This is a genomic window from Erwinia sp. PsM31 (genome assembly GCF_030433775.1).
GTDB lineage: Bacteria > Pseudomonadota > Gammaproteobacteria > Enterobacterales > Enterobacteriaceae > Erwinia > Erwinia aeris.
Window position 1 is genome coordinate 1 of the sequence record NZ_JARUWZ010000008.1, and the last position, 14,108, is coordinate 14,108.

Annotated in this window: 13 protein-coding genes; 8 read left to right on the forward strand and 5 right to left on the reverse strand. The window is 58.9% G+C overall.

The window, feature by feature from the left end:
* Nucleotides 1-69 precede the first annotated feature (69 nt).
* Nucleotides 70-417 (reverse strand): SymE family type I addiction module toxin, encoded by a 348-nt coding sequence (locus tag QCD69_RS08580; protein ID WP_301251724.1) that lies wholly within the window; start codon nucleotides 415-417, stop codon nucleotides 70-72.
* A 431-nt stretch (nucleotides 418-848) separates the two neighbouring features.
* Between QCD69_RS08580 and gvpU the strand changes: the two genes are divergently transcribed.
* Nucleotides 849-1,274: a gas vesicle accessory protein GvpU gene (gvpU, locus tag QCD69_RS08585; protein ID WP_253454561.1), complete on the forward strand. Its 426-nt coding sequence runs from the start codon at nucleotides 849-851 to the stop codon at nucleotides 1,272-1,274.
* A gap of 129 nt (nucleotides 1,275-1,403) precedes the next feature.
* Here gvpU and mfd read toward each other — a convergent pair whose 3' ends face one another.
* Both mfd and QCD69_RS08595 read right to left on the reverse strand, forming a co-directional pair.
* Nucleotides 1,404-4,847 (reverse strand): transcription-repair coupling factor, encoded by a 3,444-nt coding sequence (mfd, locus tag QCD69_RS08590; RefSeq protein WP_253454560.1) that lies wholly within the window; start codon nucleotides 4,845-4,847, stop codon nucleotides 1,404-1,406.
* Between the two features lie 77 nt (nucleotides 4,848-4,924).
* The gene (locus tag QCD69_RS08595; protein ID WP_125289634.1) at nucleotides 4,925-5,134 is read right to left on the reverse strand and encodes a hypothetical protein; all 210 of its coding nucleotides are present in this window, start codon (nucleotides 5,132-5,134) and stop codon (nucleotides 4,925-4,927) included.
* Between the two features lie 247 nt (nucleotides 5,135-5,381).
* Between QCD69_RS08595 and lolC the strand changes: the two genes are divergently transcribed.
* From lolC to cobB, 5 genes are read left to right on the forward strand one after another with little or no spacing between them, the layout of a single operon-like run.
* On the forward strand, nucleotides 5,382-6,581 hold the full coding sequence (gene lolC, locus QCD69_RS08600) for a lipoprotein-releasing ABC transporter permease subunit LolC (protein ID WP_301251727.1): 1,200 nt from the start codon (nucleotides 5,382-5,384) through the stop codon (nucleotides 6,579-6,581).
* Nucleotides 6,574-7,278 (forward strand): lipoprotein-releasing ABC transporter ATP-binding protein LolD, encoded by a 705-nt coding sequence (gene lolD, locus QCD69_RS08605; RefSeq protein ID WP_125289636.1) that lies wholly within the window; start codon nucleotides 6,574-6,576, stop codon nucleotides 7,276-7,278. Before lolC ends, lolD begins: the two co-directional genes overlap by 8 nt.
* A complete protein-coding gene (lolE, locus tag QCD69_RS08610) occupies nucleotides 7,278-8,522 on the forward strand; it encodes a lipoprotein-releasing ABC transporter permease subunit LolE (RefSeq protein ID WP_253454558.1) in 1,245 nt (414 codons plus the stop codon). Before lolD ends, lolE begins: the two co-directional genes overlap by 1 nt.
* Nucleotide 8,523: 1 nt before the next feature.
* The gene (nagK, locus tag QCD69_RS08615) at nucleotides 8,524-9,435 is read left to right on the forward strand and encodes an N-acetylglucosamine kinase (RefSeq protein WP_253454557.1); all 912 of its coding nucleotides are present in this window, start codon (nucleotides 8,524-8,526) and stop codon (nucleotides 9,433-9,435) included.
* A gap of 10 nt (nucleotides 9,436-9,445) precedes the next feature.
* On the forward strand, nucleotides 9,446-10,276 hold the full coding sequence (gene cobB / locus QCD69_RS08620; RefSeq protein ID WP_253454556.1) for a Sir2 family NAD+-dependent deacetylase: 831 nt from the start codon (nucleotides 9,446-9,448) through the stop codon (nucleotides 10,274-10,276).
* A gap of 131 nt (nucleotides 10,277-10,407) precedes the next feature.
* On the opposite strand, the gene QCD69_RS08625 is transcribed toward cobB, so the two are convergent.
* Both QCD69_RS08625 and QCD69_RS08630 read right to left on the reverse strand, forming a co-directional pair.
* Nucleotides 10,408-10,701, reverse strand: a complete 294-nt coding sequence (locus QCD69_RS08625; RefSeq protein WP_301251730.1) for an EthD family reductase — start codon at nucleotides 10,699-10,701, stop codon at nucleotides 10,408-10,410.
* Nucleotides 10,702-10,909: 208 nt separating this feature from the next.
* Nucleotides 10,910-12,103 carry a benzoate/H(+) symporter BenE family transporter gene (locus QCD69_RS08630; RefSeq protein ID WP_253454554.1) on the reverse strand — a complete coding sequence of 398 codons (1,194 nt, stop codon included), beginning with the start codon at nucleotides 12,101-12,103 and terminating at the stop codon, nucleotides 10,910-10,912.
* Nucleotides 12,104-12,197: 94 nt separating this feature from the next.
* On the opposite strand from QCD69_RS08630, the gene QCD69_RS08635 reads away from it, so the two are divergent.
* Together QCD69_RS08635 and pepT are read left to right on the forward strand one after the other, a co-directional pair.
* Nucleotides 12,198-12,803, forward strand: a complete 606-nt coding sequence (locus QCD69_RS08635; protein ID WP_301251731.1) for a helix-turn-helix domain-containing protein — start codon at nucleotides 12,198-12,200, stop codon at nucleotides 12,801-12,803.
* 68 nt (nucleotides 12,804-12,871) lie between these two features.
* Nucleotides 12,872-14,107: a peptidase T gene (pepT, locus tag QCD69_RS08640; protein ID WP_253454552.1), complete on the forward strand. Its 1,236-nt coding sequence runs from the start codon at nucleotides 12,872-12,874 to the stop codon at nucleotides 14,105-14,107.
* The last annotated feature ends 1 nt before the right edge of the window (nucleotide 14,108 follow it).

Genomic DNA, 14,108 nt, shown 5'->3' on the forward strand with positions numbered 1-14,108 from the left:
AAGCCAGCAAGCCAGCAAGCCAGCAAGCCAGCAAGCCAGCAAGCCAGCAAGCCAGCAAGCCAGGATGGCTTACACAAAGCCCCCGTTACTCCGCCTGAACACTGGTGCATCGTCGCTATCCTGCAACGCGCCGGGGAAATCCTTTATCCACTGCTTCACCTTTTTATGATTGATATGCGCTACGCTCAATCCCTCAACACAGCCCCACAGCTCGCGGCCGTTTTGCGCCGTGATCACAATACATTCCGGCATCACGCGTACTTTCAGCGGCATCCCTTCGGCAAAGCCTGCCTGTTCTATCCACTCGCCGCGTAAAAATATCGCTCGGTGCGCGGCGCGGCTGTAAAACTCGCAGCGAGTGGTCGGCTGCGGCGCTTCAGTTACGCGCGGTTCTGACTTACAATCCTTCTTAGCCATGATTAACTCCCAAACAGTTATTTGTGGTTAGCGGTGATAGCGGGCTCCACCCCGTTATTACCGCGCTAAAAACACCTCTCTTCTCCTTCTTCCTGTCTTCCCTCATTGCTTAAATATACGCCTTCTCCTGTGCAAACTCGCTGAAAACGCAACGATAAAATGCGAGGCAGTTCCACAAACTGCATTAATGTTTTTCTCTGACGTACCTCGCCTGGTTAATATCTTTTTTTACCATTGCTGAAACCGATTTCTGTGCCGGACGACAGGCTATTCAACGATAAATAACGGCAAGTCGGGGCAGACAGGCAATCCTCGCCAGACGGCCAGCGGCGGAAAATCGGCGATCGGCGTCCGACTGGTCAGCGACCCGTTCTCCACTAAACTCATTAAGGTAGTTGATAGATCCCCTTTATAACGGCAAGGAGAACGGCATGTCTGAACAAAGTGAAATGACTAACGTGTTCGCCAGTAAAATGCGCGACGCCGATCTGAACTTTATCGCTAATATCGCCAGTAAATTGGGCGTCGGCCTGGGCGTTACGCTGTTTGTAAAAGGCGCGCTGGTAACGGGCAACACCATTTCCGGTAAGGAATATTACGAGAAAATCGTCGAGTTTTTTGGCGACGCGCAGGAAGGCACGGTAGAGCAGGCGATAGCGAATTATTTTAAACGCACCGGCGAGGCGTACTACACGCCGGAAGATGACGACGCGTCAGTGCCGCTTAACTTTTTGCATCTGAAAGATGTCGCCTTCCGGTTAGGATCGGAAAAGTTCTCGCATCATAAAAACGGGCTGTTAAGGATTAAAATAGAAGAGATAGATGGCTTTATGTTGGGCATTTCGTCGAACGAATAATAGCGCGGCGTGCAGAGCTTTAGCGGAGAATAATCGTGTTAGCCTGTTATGCTCAGGCTAACCGTGCACCTGTCGGTAAAGCACGCCGTTGCTGCCTGCTGAGGGCAGGCGGCAACGGCAGCAGACGCATCAGGCGGCGTTTTCCAGCACCTGCGTCATAAAGTCGCGCACCCATTTCACCCGCAGCTTGCGCTCGGCGAGGTCGCGCACAAACTTCAGCTTCGTTGGGCCGTCAAGCCGCCAGTTCTGCGGCTCTTTTTGCAACAGGCCAATCAGCCAGGACGGGTCGGCTTTGTTTTTCTCCGCAAACTCGATAAAACCGCCTTTCTCGCTCGCTTCAACGCGCCGGATGCCAATTTTCTTCGCCAGCAGGCGCAGCGTGGCGATATCCAGCAGGTTGCGCGCCGGGTCCGGCAGCTGGCCGAAGCGGTCTATAAGCTCCACTTTCAAATCGTCCAGCTCGCCTTCCTGCTGCGCGCTGGCGATGCGCTTATAGAACGACAGGCGGGTATTCACATCCGGAATATAATCGTCCGGCAGCAGCGACGGCATCCGCAGTTCGATATCGGTCTGGCTGTTGGTCAGATCTTCCAGCGACGGCTCGCGGCCTTCCTTCAGCGCGTCCACGGCGTTTTCCAGCAGCTCCATATACAGCGAGAAGCCAATCGTCTCCATCTGACCGCTCTGATCCTCGCCCAGCAGCTCGCCCGCGCCGCGAATTTCCAGATCGTGCGTTGCCAGCGCAAAACCGGCGCCCAGATCCTCCAGCGAGGCGATCGCCTCCAGACGCTTGTGCGCGTCGGTGGTCATCGCTTTTGGATGCGGCGTCAGCAGCCACGCATAGGCCTGATGATGCGAACGGCCCACGCGGCCGCGTAGCTGATGCAGCTGCGCCAGGCCAAAATGGTCGGCGCGCTCGATAATAATGGTATTCGCGGTCGGGATATCGATGCCGGTTTCAATAATCGTGGTGCAGACCAGCACGTTAAAGCGCTGATGATGGAAATCGTTCATCACCCGTTCCAGATCGCGCTCGCGCATCTGGCCATGCCCCACGGCGACGCGCGCTTCCGGCACCAGCTCCGCAATGCGATGGGCGGCTTTTTCGATGTTCTCCACGTCGTTATAGAGGTAATAAACCTGGCCGCCGCGCAGCACTTCACGCAGGATAGCTTCGCGTACCACCAGATTATCGAACTCGCGGACAAAGGTTTTCACCGCCAGACGACGGGCAGGCGGCGTGGCGATAATCGACAGGTCGCGCATGCCGCTCATCGCCATATTCAGCGTGCGGGGAATAGGCGTCGCGGTCAGCGTCAGAATATCAACATCGGCCCGCATCGCCTTGATGCGCTCTTTATGGCGTACGCCGAAGCGGTGCTCTTCATCCACAATCAGCAGCCCCAGATCGCGCCATTTGATTTCGCTTTGCAGCAGCTTATGGGTGCCGATCAGAATATCAATTTTGCCTTCACGCGCTTCTTCCAGGATCTGCGCCTGCTCTTTCGCGCTGCGGAAACGGGAGAGCATTTCAATGCGCACCGGCCAGTTGGCGAAGCGATCGCGGAAGTTGTCATAATGCTGCTGGGCGAGCAGGGTGGTCGGCACCAGCACCGCAACCTGCTTGTGGTTCTCTACCGCGAGGAAAGCGGCGCGCATCGCCACTTCGGTTTTACCAAAGCCGACGTCGCCGCACACCAGGCGATCCATCGCCAGCGGCTGGCACATATCGCTGAGCACCGCGTTAATCGCCTGCGCCTGATCCGGCGTGGTTTCAAACGGGAAGCTGTCGCAAAACAGCTGATACTGCTCGCGATCGTGCTTAAAGGCAAAGCCCGCTTTGGCCGCTCGCTGAGCATAGATATCCAGCAGCTCGGCCGCCACATCGCGGACTTTTTCCGCTGCTTTCTGCCGCGCGCGCGACCAGGCATCGCTGCCGAGCTTGTGCAGCGGCGCGTTTTCGTCTGCGCCGCCGGCATAGCGGCTAATCAGATGCAGCGAGGAGACCGGCACGTAGAGTTTGGCGTCGCCGGCATAGGTCAGCATCAGGTATTCCGCCGTGATGCCGCCGGTTTCCAGCGTGGTCAGGCCAATATAGCGGCCGACGCCGTGCTCCAGATGCACCACCGGCTGGCCGGGATGCAGCTCGGCCAGGTTGCGGATCAGCACGTCCGGGTTGATAGAGCGGCGCGTGTCCTGACGGCGGCGGCTGACGCGCTCACCCAGCAGATCGCTTTCGCAAATCAGCGCGCGGTTGCGCAGGCTGTCGATAAAGCCGTGCTCGCTGGCGCCGACGATCAGGTAAGCGCCGGGCTGCTCCGCCTCATGCAGCGCGTGAATGGTCTTCGGCACCAGCTTGATGCGGGCCAGCAGCTCCTGAAGCGCCTCGCGACGGCCTTCGCTCTCTACCGAAAAAATCACCGGGCCGCTGAACGATTCCAGAAAACGACGCAGCGCATCCAGCGGCGCTTTCGCCTGCGCCTGGACGGCCAGGTCGGGCAGCGGCTGATAGCCCAGGTTAGTGTTGACGGCCTTTTCCGGCAGCGCCTCGTTTTTCAGCTGCACGCGCGGCCAGTTTTTCAGCTCGCTGAACAGTTCGTTGGTGCGCAGCCACAGCTTTTCCGGCGGCAGCAGCGGACGCATCGGATCGACGCGACGGTTTTCAAAGCGCGCCATCACTTCCTGCCAGAAGCGTTCCGCTGCGCCTTCCAGATCGCCGGTGTTAATCAGCAGCGTATTGGCCGGAAGATAGCTGAACAGCGCGGGCAGCGACTGCTCAAAAAAGAGCGGCTGCCAGTATTCGATACCGGACGGCAGCGTGCCTTTGCTGACCTGCTGGTAAATGTGCTCGGCCTCGCGTCGGACGTCAAAGTGCTCGCGCCACTGGGTGCGGAACAGCTCAATGGCCGCTTTGTCCGTAGGAAACTCGTGCGCGGGCAAAAGATTGATCGCCTCGACCTCTTCCAGCGTGCGCTGGCTGTCGACGTCGAACAGGCGCAGGCTGTCGATTTCATCATCGAAAAAGTCGATGCGGTAAGGCTGCTCGCTGCCCATCGGATAGAGGTCCAGCAGCGCGCCGCGCGTGGCGTATTCGCCGTGCTCCATCACCTGATCGACGTGACGGTAGCCTGCCTGCTCCAGCTGGGAACGCAGCGTATCCCGCGACAGGCGCTGGCCCTTGCGCATCACCAGCGCATGGCCATGCAGAAAGCTGTGCGGACAGACGCGCTGCATCAGCGTGTTAACCGGCAGGATCAGCACGCCTTTTTCCAGCGAGGGCAGATTATAAAGCGTGGAGAGACGGGAAGAGATGATTTCCTGATGCGGCGAAAAGCTGTCGAAAGGCAGCGTTTCCCAGTCGGCCAGCGTTAATACCGGCTCATCGGTAAACTGGCGGATTTCATCCTGCAGCCGCAGCGAGGTTTGCATATCCGGTGCGATAAGCATCACGGGGCCGCCGTGTCGCGCCAGGATTTCAGCACATTCCACCGCACAGGCGGCACCGGTTAATTGTCCCAGCTGGCGCTGGTCGCCTGCTTTTGCTGGCAGGGTATATCGGGCTTGTTCAGGCATAGTCAGTTAGTCGGTCTCTTCACATAAAGGGAGAGCAGAAAACGACGCGTTTCCTGTTCGGCTAACCGAGTATACCTCTATTTCGGCGATTGTTGGGTGTAGTGCATTCTGGGTCGGTCAATGTTTGCCCAAATGAGTTCTTTTTCGCCGTGATAGCTGTGATTGCCATCGTCCCACTTCACGTAATAGCCCGCCGGCGCATCGCCCTGTTCAAACACGTTGACGACCAGTCCTTTAATTTCGCCCGTTTTATGCCGGACAATACTGCCTTTTTCATACTTTGACATTATGACCACTCCCGCCTTTACTCTACGCTGCTCCCTTTAAGGGATAATTAAGTCTATGCCCTTTTTTGCGTAATAATTGAGTAATTAACGGTCGTTTTTAGTGTGATATTTCGCCAATAAAAGCGCGTGTCGCAAGAGATAACAAAACTTAGCAAAAGAGTCAGCGGCTTAGAGGTTCCATAACGCCGGGCTAACCTTTATCATCTTCGATCACTTTTTGCCTTATTACCGCCAGAAGACGGATTACATGTATCAACCTGTCGCGTTATTTATCGGCCTGCGTTATATGCGCGGGCGAGCATCAGACCGCTTCGGGCGGTTTGTATCCTGGCTTTCCGCCATCGGCATCACGCTGGGGGTGCTGGCGCTGGTCACCGTGCTGTCGGTGATGAACGGCTTTGAACACGAGCTGGAAAAAAGCACCTTAAACCTGATGCCCCAGGCGCTGATTAGCAGCGAGAAAGGCTCGATCGACCCGCAGCAGGTGCCGGCGGATTCGCTGCAGCTGAAAGGCGTCAGTCGCGTCACGCCGCTGACCACCGGCGACGTGGTGCTGCAAAGCGCCCGCAGCGTCGGCGTCGGCGTTATGCTGGGCATCAACCCTGACGAGCCGGATCCGCTGACGCCGTATCTCGCCAATGTGAAGCAGAGCGACCTACAGCCCAATCAGTACCGCATTATCGTCGGCGAACAGCTGGCGGAACAGCTTGGGCTGAAGCGCGGCGACCAGCTGCGGCTGATGGTGCCGTCCGCCAGCCAGTTTACGCCGATGGGGCGGCTGCCCAGCCAGCGCCTGTTTACCGTTATCGGCACGTTCGCCGCCAACAGCGAGGTGGACGGCTATCAGATCCTGGTCAACCAGCAGGACGCCTCGCGCCTGATGCGCTATCCGGCTGGCCATATCACCGGCTGGCGGCTGTGGCTGGACAAACCTCTCCAGGTGGATACGCTCAGCGAGCAGAAGCTGCCGGACGGCCTGGTCTGGAAAGACTGGCGCGAGCGCAAGGGCGAGCTGTTCCAGGCGGTGAAGATGGAGAAAAACATGATGGGGCTGCTGCTCAGCCTGATTGTCGCCGTCGCCGCGTTTAATATCATCACCTCGCTGGGCCTGCTGATTATGGAAAAGCAGGGCGAAGTGGCGGTCCTGCAAACTCAGGGGCTGACCCGCCGGCAAATTGTGCTGGTATTTATGGTGCAGGGCGCAACCGCCGGCATCGTTGGCTCGCTGGTCGGCGCGCTGCTGGGCGTGCTGCTTGCCAGCCAGCTGAATAATCTGATGCCGCTGATCGGCATCTTCCTGGATGGCGCGGCGCTGCCCGTCGAGATTTCCGCCGTTCAGGTGGCCACCATTGTTGTTATCGCGATGGCCGTGGCGTTGCTTTCCACGCTCTATCCCTCCTGGCGCGCCGCCGCCGTTCAACCCGCTGAGGCTTTACGTTATGAGTAACCCGATTCTGTTGCAGTGCGACAACCTGTGCAAACGCTACCAGGAAGGCAGCGTCCAGACGGACGTCTTGCGTAATGTTTCTTTCAGCGTGGCGCCTGGCGAAATGATGGCGATTGTTGGCAGCTCCGGCTCCGGCAAAAGCACCCTGATGCACTTGCTGGGCGGGCTGGATACGCCAACCTCCGGCGACGTGGTGTTTAACGGCAAGTCGCTGAACGGCATGTCTTCGTCGGCAAAGGCGGAGTTGCGCAACCGCGAGCTGGGCTTTATCTATCAGTTCCACCATCTGCTGCCCGATTTCAGCGCGCTGGAAAACGTCGCCATGCCGCTGCTGATTGGCAAGGCCAGCAAGGCGCAGGCCGAGGCGAAAGCCATTGATATGCTGCGTGCGGTTGGTCTGGAAAAGCGGGCGGCGCACCGGCCTTCCGAGCTTTCGGGCGGGGAACGGCAACGCGTGGCGATTGCCCGCGCGCTGGTAAACAATCCGCGTCTGGTGCTGGCGGATGAGCCGACCGGCAACCTGGACGCGCGCAACGCCGACGCCATTTTCGATCTGCTGGGCGAACTGAACGTGCGTCAGGGCACCGCTTTTCTGGTGGTGACGCACGATCTGCATCTGGCGAAGCGGCTTAACCGCCAGATGGAAATGCGTGACGGCGTGCTCAGCGAAGAACTGACGCTGGCGGGCATGGCGTAATGGCAAGTTCTCTTTCTCTGCTCCTGGGCCTGCGCTTCAGCCGTGGGCGCCGTCGCGGCGGTATGGTATCGCTGATTTCAGCGATCTCTACGGTTGGCATTGCGCTGGGCGTGGCGGTGCTGATTATTGGCCTCAGCGCCATGAACGGCTTCGAACGCGAGCTGAATAACCGCATTCTGGCCGTGGTGCCGCACGGTGAAATCGAACCGGTCAACCAGCCCTTTACCGGCTGGCAGTCGCTGCTGCCGAAGGTGGAGCAGGTTCCGGGCATTGCGGCGGCTGCACCCTATATCAATTTCACCGGCCTGATTGAGAGCGGCGCAAAGCTTCAGGCGATCCAGGTTAAAGGCGTCGATCCGCAGCAGGAAACCAAACTGAGCGCGCTGCCTGCCTATGTGCAGAATAATGCCTGGCAAAGCTTCGGCGCGGGCAAGCAGCAGATTATTTTAGGTCAGGGCGTCGCCAACAGCCTGAAGGTAAAGCAGGGCGACTGGCTGACTATTATGATCCCCAACAGCGATCCCGAACATAAGCTGCTCCAGCCGAAACGCGTGCGCCTTCAGGTCAGCGGCATTCTGGCGCTGAGCGGGATGTTGGATCACAGCCTGGCGCTGGTGCCGTTGCAGGATGCGCAAAATTATCTGGCGATGCGTGACAGTGTCACGGGCATCGCGCTGAAGATGACCAATCCGTTTGCCGCGCAGAAGCTGGTGCGGGACGCGGGCGAAGTGACGCACGCCTATGTCTATATCCGCAGCTGGATTGGCACCTACGGCTATATGTACCGCGACATCCAGATGATCCGCGCCATTATGTATCTGGCAATGGTGCTGGTGATCGGCGTGGCCTGTTTTAACATTGTCTCCACGCTGGTCATGGCGGTGAAGGACAAGAGCGGCGATATTGCGGTGCTGCGCACGCTGGGCGCCAGGGACGGACTGATCCGCGCTATTTTTGTCTGGTACGGGCTGATGGCTGGCCTGCTGGGCAGCGTCAGCGGCGTGGTGGTCGGCGTGCTGGCGGCCTTTAACCTGACGCCGATTATCCACGGTATCGAAACCTTAACCGGCTACCACTTCCTGTCCGGCGATATCTATTTTATCGATTTTCTGCCGTCAGAAGTGCACTGGCAGGATGTGGGCATCGTGCTGCTTACCTCGCTGCTGCTGAGCCTGATCGCCAGCTGGTATCCGGCCAGACGCGCCAGCCGCATCGATCCGGCGCGCGTGCTGAGTGGGCAGTAACATGTATTACGGCTTTGACGTCGGCGGCAGCAAAATCGCGCTTGGCGTCTATAACGAGCAGCGCCAGCTTATCTGGAGCCAGCGCGCCGCCACGCCCACGCATGATTACGCGCAGCTGCTCGACAGGCTGGCGGCGATGACGGACGAAGCCGATAAGTTCTGCGGCACGCGGGGCAGCGTCGGTATGGGCATCCCTGGGTTGCCCGTGCCGGATGACGGCACTGTCTTTACCGCCAATGTGCCGGCGGCGCAGGGACAGCGCCTGCAGGCGGATCTGAGCCAGCGGCTGGGGCGGGAAGTGCGTATTGATAATGACGCCAACTGTTTTGCGCTGTCGGAAGCCTGGGACGACGAGTTCAAAGCCTATCCGGTGGTGCTGGGGCTGATCCTGGGCACCGGCGTGGGTGGCGGGCTGATAGTGGAAGGCAAACCGCTGACCGGACGCAACTTCGTCGCAGGCGAGTTTGGCCATATGCGGCTGCCGCTGGATGCGCTGGAAGTGCTGGGCCGCGACGTGGCGCAGCCCCTCTGCGGCTGCGGCAAGCGCGGCTGTATCGAGCCGTGGCTTTCCGGGCCGGGCTTTGCCCGCCTGTGGCGGCTGCATAATCAGTCAGATCTCAGTGCGCCGGAAATCGCCAGCCGTTATTATCAACGGGACGAGCAGGCCATAGCCCATACCGCCCGCTATCAGGCGCTGTTGGCCGTTTGCCTGGCAAACTGGCTGACGCTGGTGGATCCGCATCTGGTGGTGCTGGGCGGCGGGCTGTCTGGTTTTGACGCGCTTTACGACGGGCTGGAGCAGCAGGTGGCAACGCATCTGCTGCCGCGAGCAAAGCCGCCGCGTTTTGCCAAAGCCCGCCATGGCGATGCAGGCGGCACGCGCGGCGCCGCTTTTTTGCACATTAAGGATTAGAGGATTTAACATGCGTACACCCCGTCGCCGGCTGAGACTGGCTCGCTACAAGAAAACCCGACGCAAGGTGCAGCAGCGTTTGCGTCAGCGCATTTTCGAACGCGACCGCAATCTGGAGATCGCCATGCATCCTTTACCGCGAGTTGTTGTCCTGACCGGCGCAGGTATCTCTGCCGAGTCGGGGATCCGCACTTTCCGGGCTGCCGACGGCCTGTGGGAGGAGCACAAGGTGGAAGACGTGGCGACGCCGGAAGGCTTCGCGCGCGATCCGCAAAAAGTGCAGGCGTTTTATAACGCCCGCCGTCGCCAGCTAACCAGCGGCGATATCCAGCCCAATGCGGCGCACAAAGCGTTGGCCGAGCTGGAAGCCGCGCTGGGCGACCACTTTCTGCTGGTAACGCAAAATATTGATAACCTGCACGAACGCGCGGGCAGCCGTAACGTTATCCATATGCACGGCGAGCTGCTGAAGGTACGCTGCGTCTCCAGTGGCCAGGTGCTGCACTGGCAGGAAGACGTCAAGGAAGACGATCGCTGCCACTGCTGTCAGTTCCCGTCGGTGCTGCGGCCGCACGTGGTGTGGTTTGGCGAAATGCCGCTACAGATGGATGAGATCTATCAGGCGCTGGCGCAGGCGGACTACTTTATCGCTATCGGCACCTCCGGCCACGTCTATCCGGCGGCGGGCTTTGTGCATGAGGCGAAACTGCAGGGCGCCCACACCGTCGAGCTGAACCTGGAGCCAAGCCAGGTCGGCAGCGAATTCGAAGAGAAAGAGTACGGACTGGCAAGCGAGGTGGTGCCGGAATTTGTGCAGCGTCTGCTGGCGAAGATCAAGTAACCCATGCCATATGGGACGGCAACCTGCCGTCCTTTTTCTGCATGGCTTTTGCGATTGTGTATATGATTGCCGTTACGTTTCTCAGGCAAAAATGCAGTTCAGGCGGGATGGCTTCCGCCTTTTCGCCAGTGTTACGCCACGACTTCAGAAATCCACTTCACTGACTTGATATTAGTAAAGTTTGCCACATCACCCACAATCTCATCGATATGGCCTTCCATGCCTTTTTGCAGATCCTCGACAGAGCGGCAAACCAGATGGCAGGCGGCAACATAAGGTGCTGGCGTACCTTCAGGTGTGCCAATGATTTTGTCGATGGAGAAGGACACCAGATAGTCGCCCATCCTTGCCTGGATCAGCGGCAGATGCACATCGCGATAGTAGTCATGATCGAACTCACCGTTTTCAACGTTCGGGTATGACACGCTATATTTAATCAAATTTCACCTCTTTGGTTGCGCCCGGCACGCAGCGCGCCGGGTAATCCTCATTATAGCGAGGAGGCTCGCAAGGTGATTAGCGCTCTGAGTCACGACTGTATCTGTGCTTTGCCTTTGGCAGCGTGGCTGATACAGCAGGCCGCGCGCATAGTCTCTGGCGCAACGGCAGTCACGCCAGCCGGTAAAATAGCGTTCAAATCGGCAACCCGTCCTGGCGGCGTGGCAAACAAAAAACCAGATGCGCCACTATCCCACCCACCAGCCCCCAGAACGCCGCGCCAATCCCCAGTAGCGACAGGCCCGACGCCGTGATCAGAAAGGTAATCACCGCCGCGTCACGTTGTTTATCCTCCGCCAGCGCGCGCTGCAGGCTGCCCGCTATTGTTCCCAGCAGCGCCAGCCCGGCGAGGGTATGAATAAGCGCAGGCGGCAGCGCGCTGAACAGCTGACCAATCGCGCCGCCAAACAGGCCCGCCAGCAGATAGAAAAAGCCTGCGCAGACCGCGCCCCAGTAGCGACGCTGCGGATCGGGATGCACGTCCGGCCCCATACAGATTGCCGCCGTAATGGCCGCGATACAGACGGAAAAACCGCCGAAAGGAGAGAGCAGCAGCGAAGCCAGCCCGGTCCAGCTCATCAGCGGCGAAACGGGCACCGGATAGCCTGCCGCTTTCAGCGTGGCGATGCCGGGTGCATTCTGTGAGGCCATCGTCACTATAAAAAAGGGAACGCCAATGCCGAGCAGCGATGACCAGCTAAAATGCGGCGCGATAAATGCCGGCACGGCAAAGGTCAGCGGCTGCTGCGAAAGGTGGATCTCTCCTTTTATCGCCGCGACGGCCAGACCCACCAGCAGCGTCAGCACAATGGCGTAGCGCGGCAGAAAACGGCGCGCTAACAGGTAAGCCAGGCACATGCTGGCCGTCAGCGTAAAATCAGGCTGCAGCGAGGCGAAAGCATCCAGACCAAAACGCAATAAAATACCCGCCAGCATGGCGGCGGAAATCGCCTGCGGAATATGGTTCATCAGGCGTGCAAACAGGCCGGTCACGCCGCAGAGAAAAATCAGCCCGGAAGCAAAGATAAATACGCCGATGGTTTCCGGCATCGGCGTGCCGGGCAGGCTGGTGACCAGCAGCGCCGCGCCCGGCGTGGACCAGGCCGTCAGCACGGGCGCGCGATAATAGATCGACAGCCCAATTGAGGTCACGCCCATTGCCAGACCCAACATGCTTAGCCAGCCGCCAGTCTGCGCCGCCGTTGCGCCGGCGGCCCCGGCGGCCTGGAAAATAATGGCGGCAGAGCTGGTGTAGCCCACCAGCACCGCGACAAATCCCGCCACCACGGCAGGAAAAGTCAGGTGACGTAAAGAAAAGGCAGGACGCATGATCCTCTCCCGATTGACCGTTATAACGCACAAGCTAGCACTGTGCGCTATAACGCACAAGTGTTATGCTAAGGAAAAAAACGGGGGAGTTTTGATGCCACAAACACTACCGGAACCTGGTCGTATTCTGAGAGCGCTGCGCCTGGCGCGCGGCTGGAGCCTGACGGAAGCCGCCGTGCAGACAGGCGTCAGCAAAGCGATGCTTGGCCAGGTAGAACGCGGCGAATCCAGCCCAACCGTGGCGACGCTATGGAAGATAGCGACCGGTTTTAACGTGCCTTTCTCGCATTTTATTGCCGACCCCGCCCCTGAGAGCGCCTTTCTTCGCAGCGTAGGAACCGATGGCTGGCGACAGCAGCATACGACCATGCAGGCCAGCCCGCTGTTTCCCTTCGATCGCCAGTTGGGTTTTGACATGCTGGTGGTTGAGCTGGCCGCCGGCGCGCTCAGCGAGTCTTCCGCCCATGAGCGCGGCGTAATTGAACACGTTGTCGTTATTGAAGGCGAACTCCGGCTGGCGACCGGCGCGCAATGGCATACGCTTAAAGCAGGCGAAGGGCTGCGTTTTCAGGCCGATACGCCGCACAGCTACCGCAATGACGGCACAGCGCCGGTGCGTTTTTACAGTCTGATCCACTATCCGTGCGCCTTTAGCCTTCCGGGCGGGGGCGCGCCGAAGCCGCAGGATCCGAGCAGGTAACTGACCTGACGCAATAAACGTCGGGCAAAATAACAGATAATAACCGTCCGCACTCAGAGGGAAGGCAGATGACAAATTTACTCGAACGCTTCTTGCACTATGTTTCATTCGACACGCAGTCCAAAGCACATGTTCGGCAGGTTCCCAGTACGGAAGGGCAATGGCGGCTGGCTCGTGAGTTAAAACAGGAGCTGGAAGCGCTGGGGCTGAGCGACGTCACGCTGAGCGGGCACGCCATCGTTATGGCGACCCTGCCTGCAAACGTTGCCTGGCCTGTACCAACCATCGGGTTTATCGCCCATATGGACACGTCGCCGGACTTTACCGGTAAAAATGTTAATCCGCAGATCGTTGAGAACTATCGCGGCGGCGACATCGCGCTGGGCATTGGCGATGAGGTGCTGTCGCCGGTGATGTTCCCCGTGCTGCACCGCCTGACGGGCCACACGCTGATCACCACCGATGGTAAAACGCTGCTGGGCGCGGATGATAAAGCGGGCGTGGCGGAGATCATGACGGCTATCGCCCGGCTGAAAAGCGAGAACGTGCCGCATGGTGATATCCGCATCGCTTTTACCCCGGACGAAGAAATAGGCAAAGGCACCAGCTGTTTCGACGTGGCGGCTTTTGGCGCCGAGTGGGCCTATACCATCGACGGCAGCGATCTGGGCGAGTTTGAATATGAGAATTTCAATGCCGCTTCCGCTACCGTGAAGATTGTCGGCAACAACGTGCATCCCGGCAGCGCTAAAGGCGTAATGGTCAACGCGCTGGATCTGGCGATGCGTTTTCACGCCGCCATGCCGGAAAAAGAGGTGCCGGAGCAGACTGAAGGCTATGAGGGCTTTTACCATCTGCACGGTATCAAAGGCAGCGTGGATAAAGCGGAGCTGCACTACATCATCCGCGATTTCGACCGCGACAGCTTTGAAGCCAGAAAACAGGTGATGAAAGATATCGCCGCCACGCTGAGCGAGGGCAAACAGCCGGGCGTCAGCATTGAGGTGCAGACGGAAGACAGCTATTACAACATGCGCGAAAAGGTCGAAGTGCATGCGCATATTATTGAGCTGGCGCTACAGGCGATGCGGGAAAGCGGCGTGGAGCCGGTGACGAAGCCGATACGCGGCGGGACCGACGGCGCGGCGCTGTCGTTTAAGGGACTGCCTTGCCCGAACATTTTTACCGGCGGCTATAACTATCACGGCAAGCACGAGTTCGCCTCGCTGGATATTATGGAAAAAACGGTGACGGTGATTATGCGCATCGCGGCGCTGACGGCGGAAAAAGCGAAAAAATCCTGAG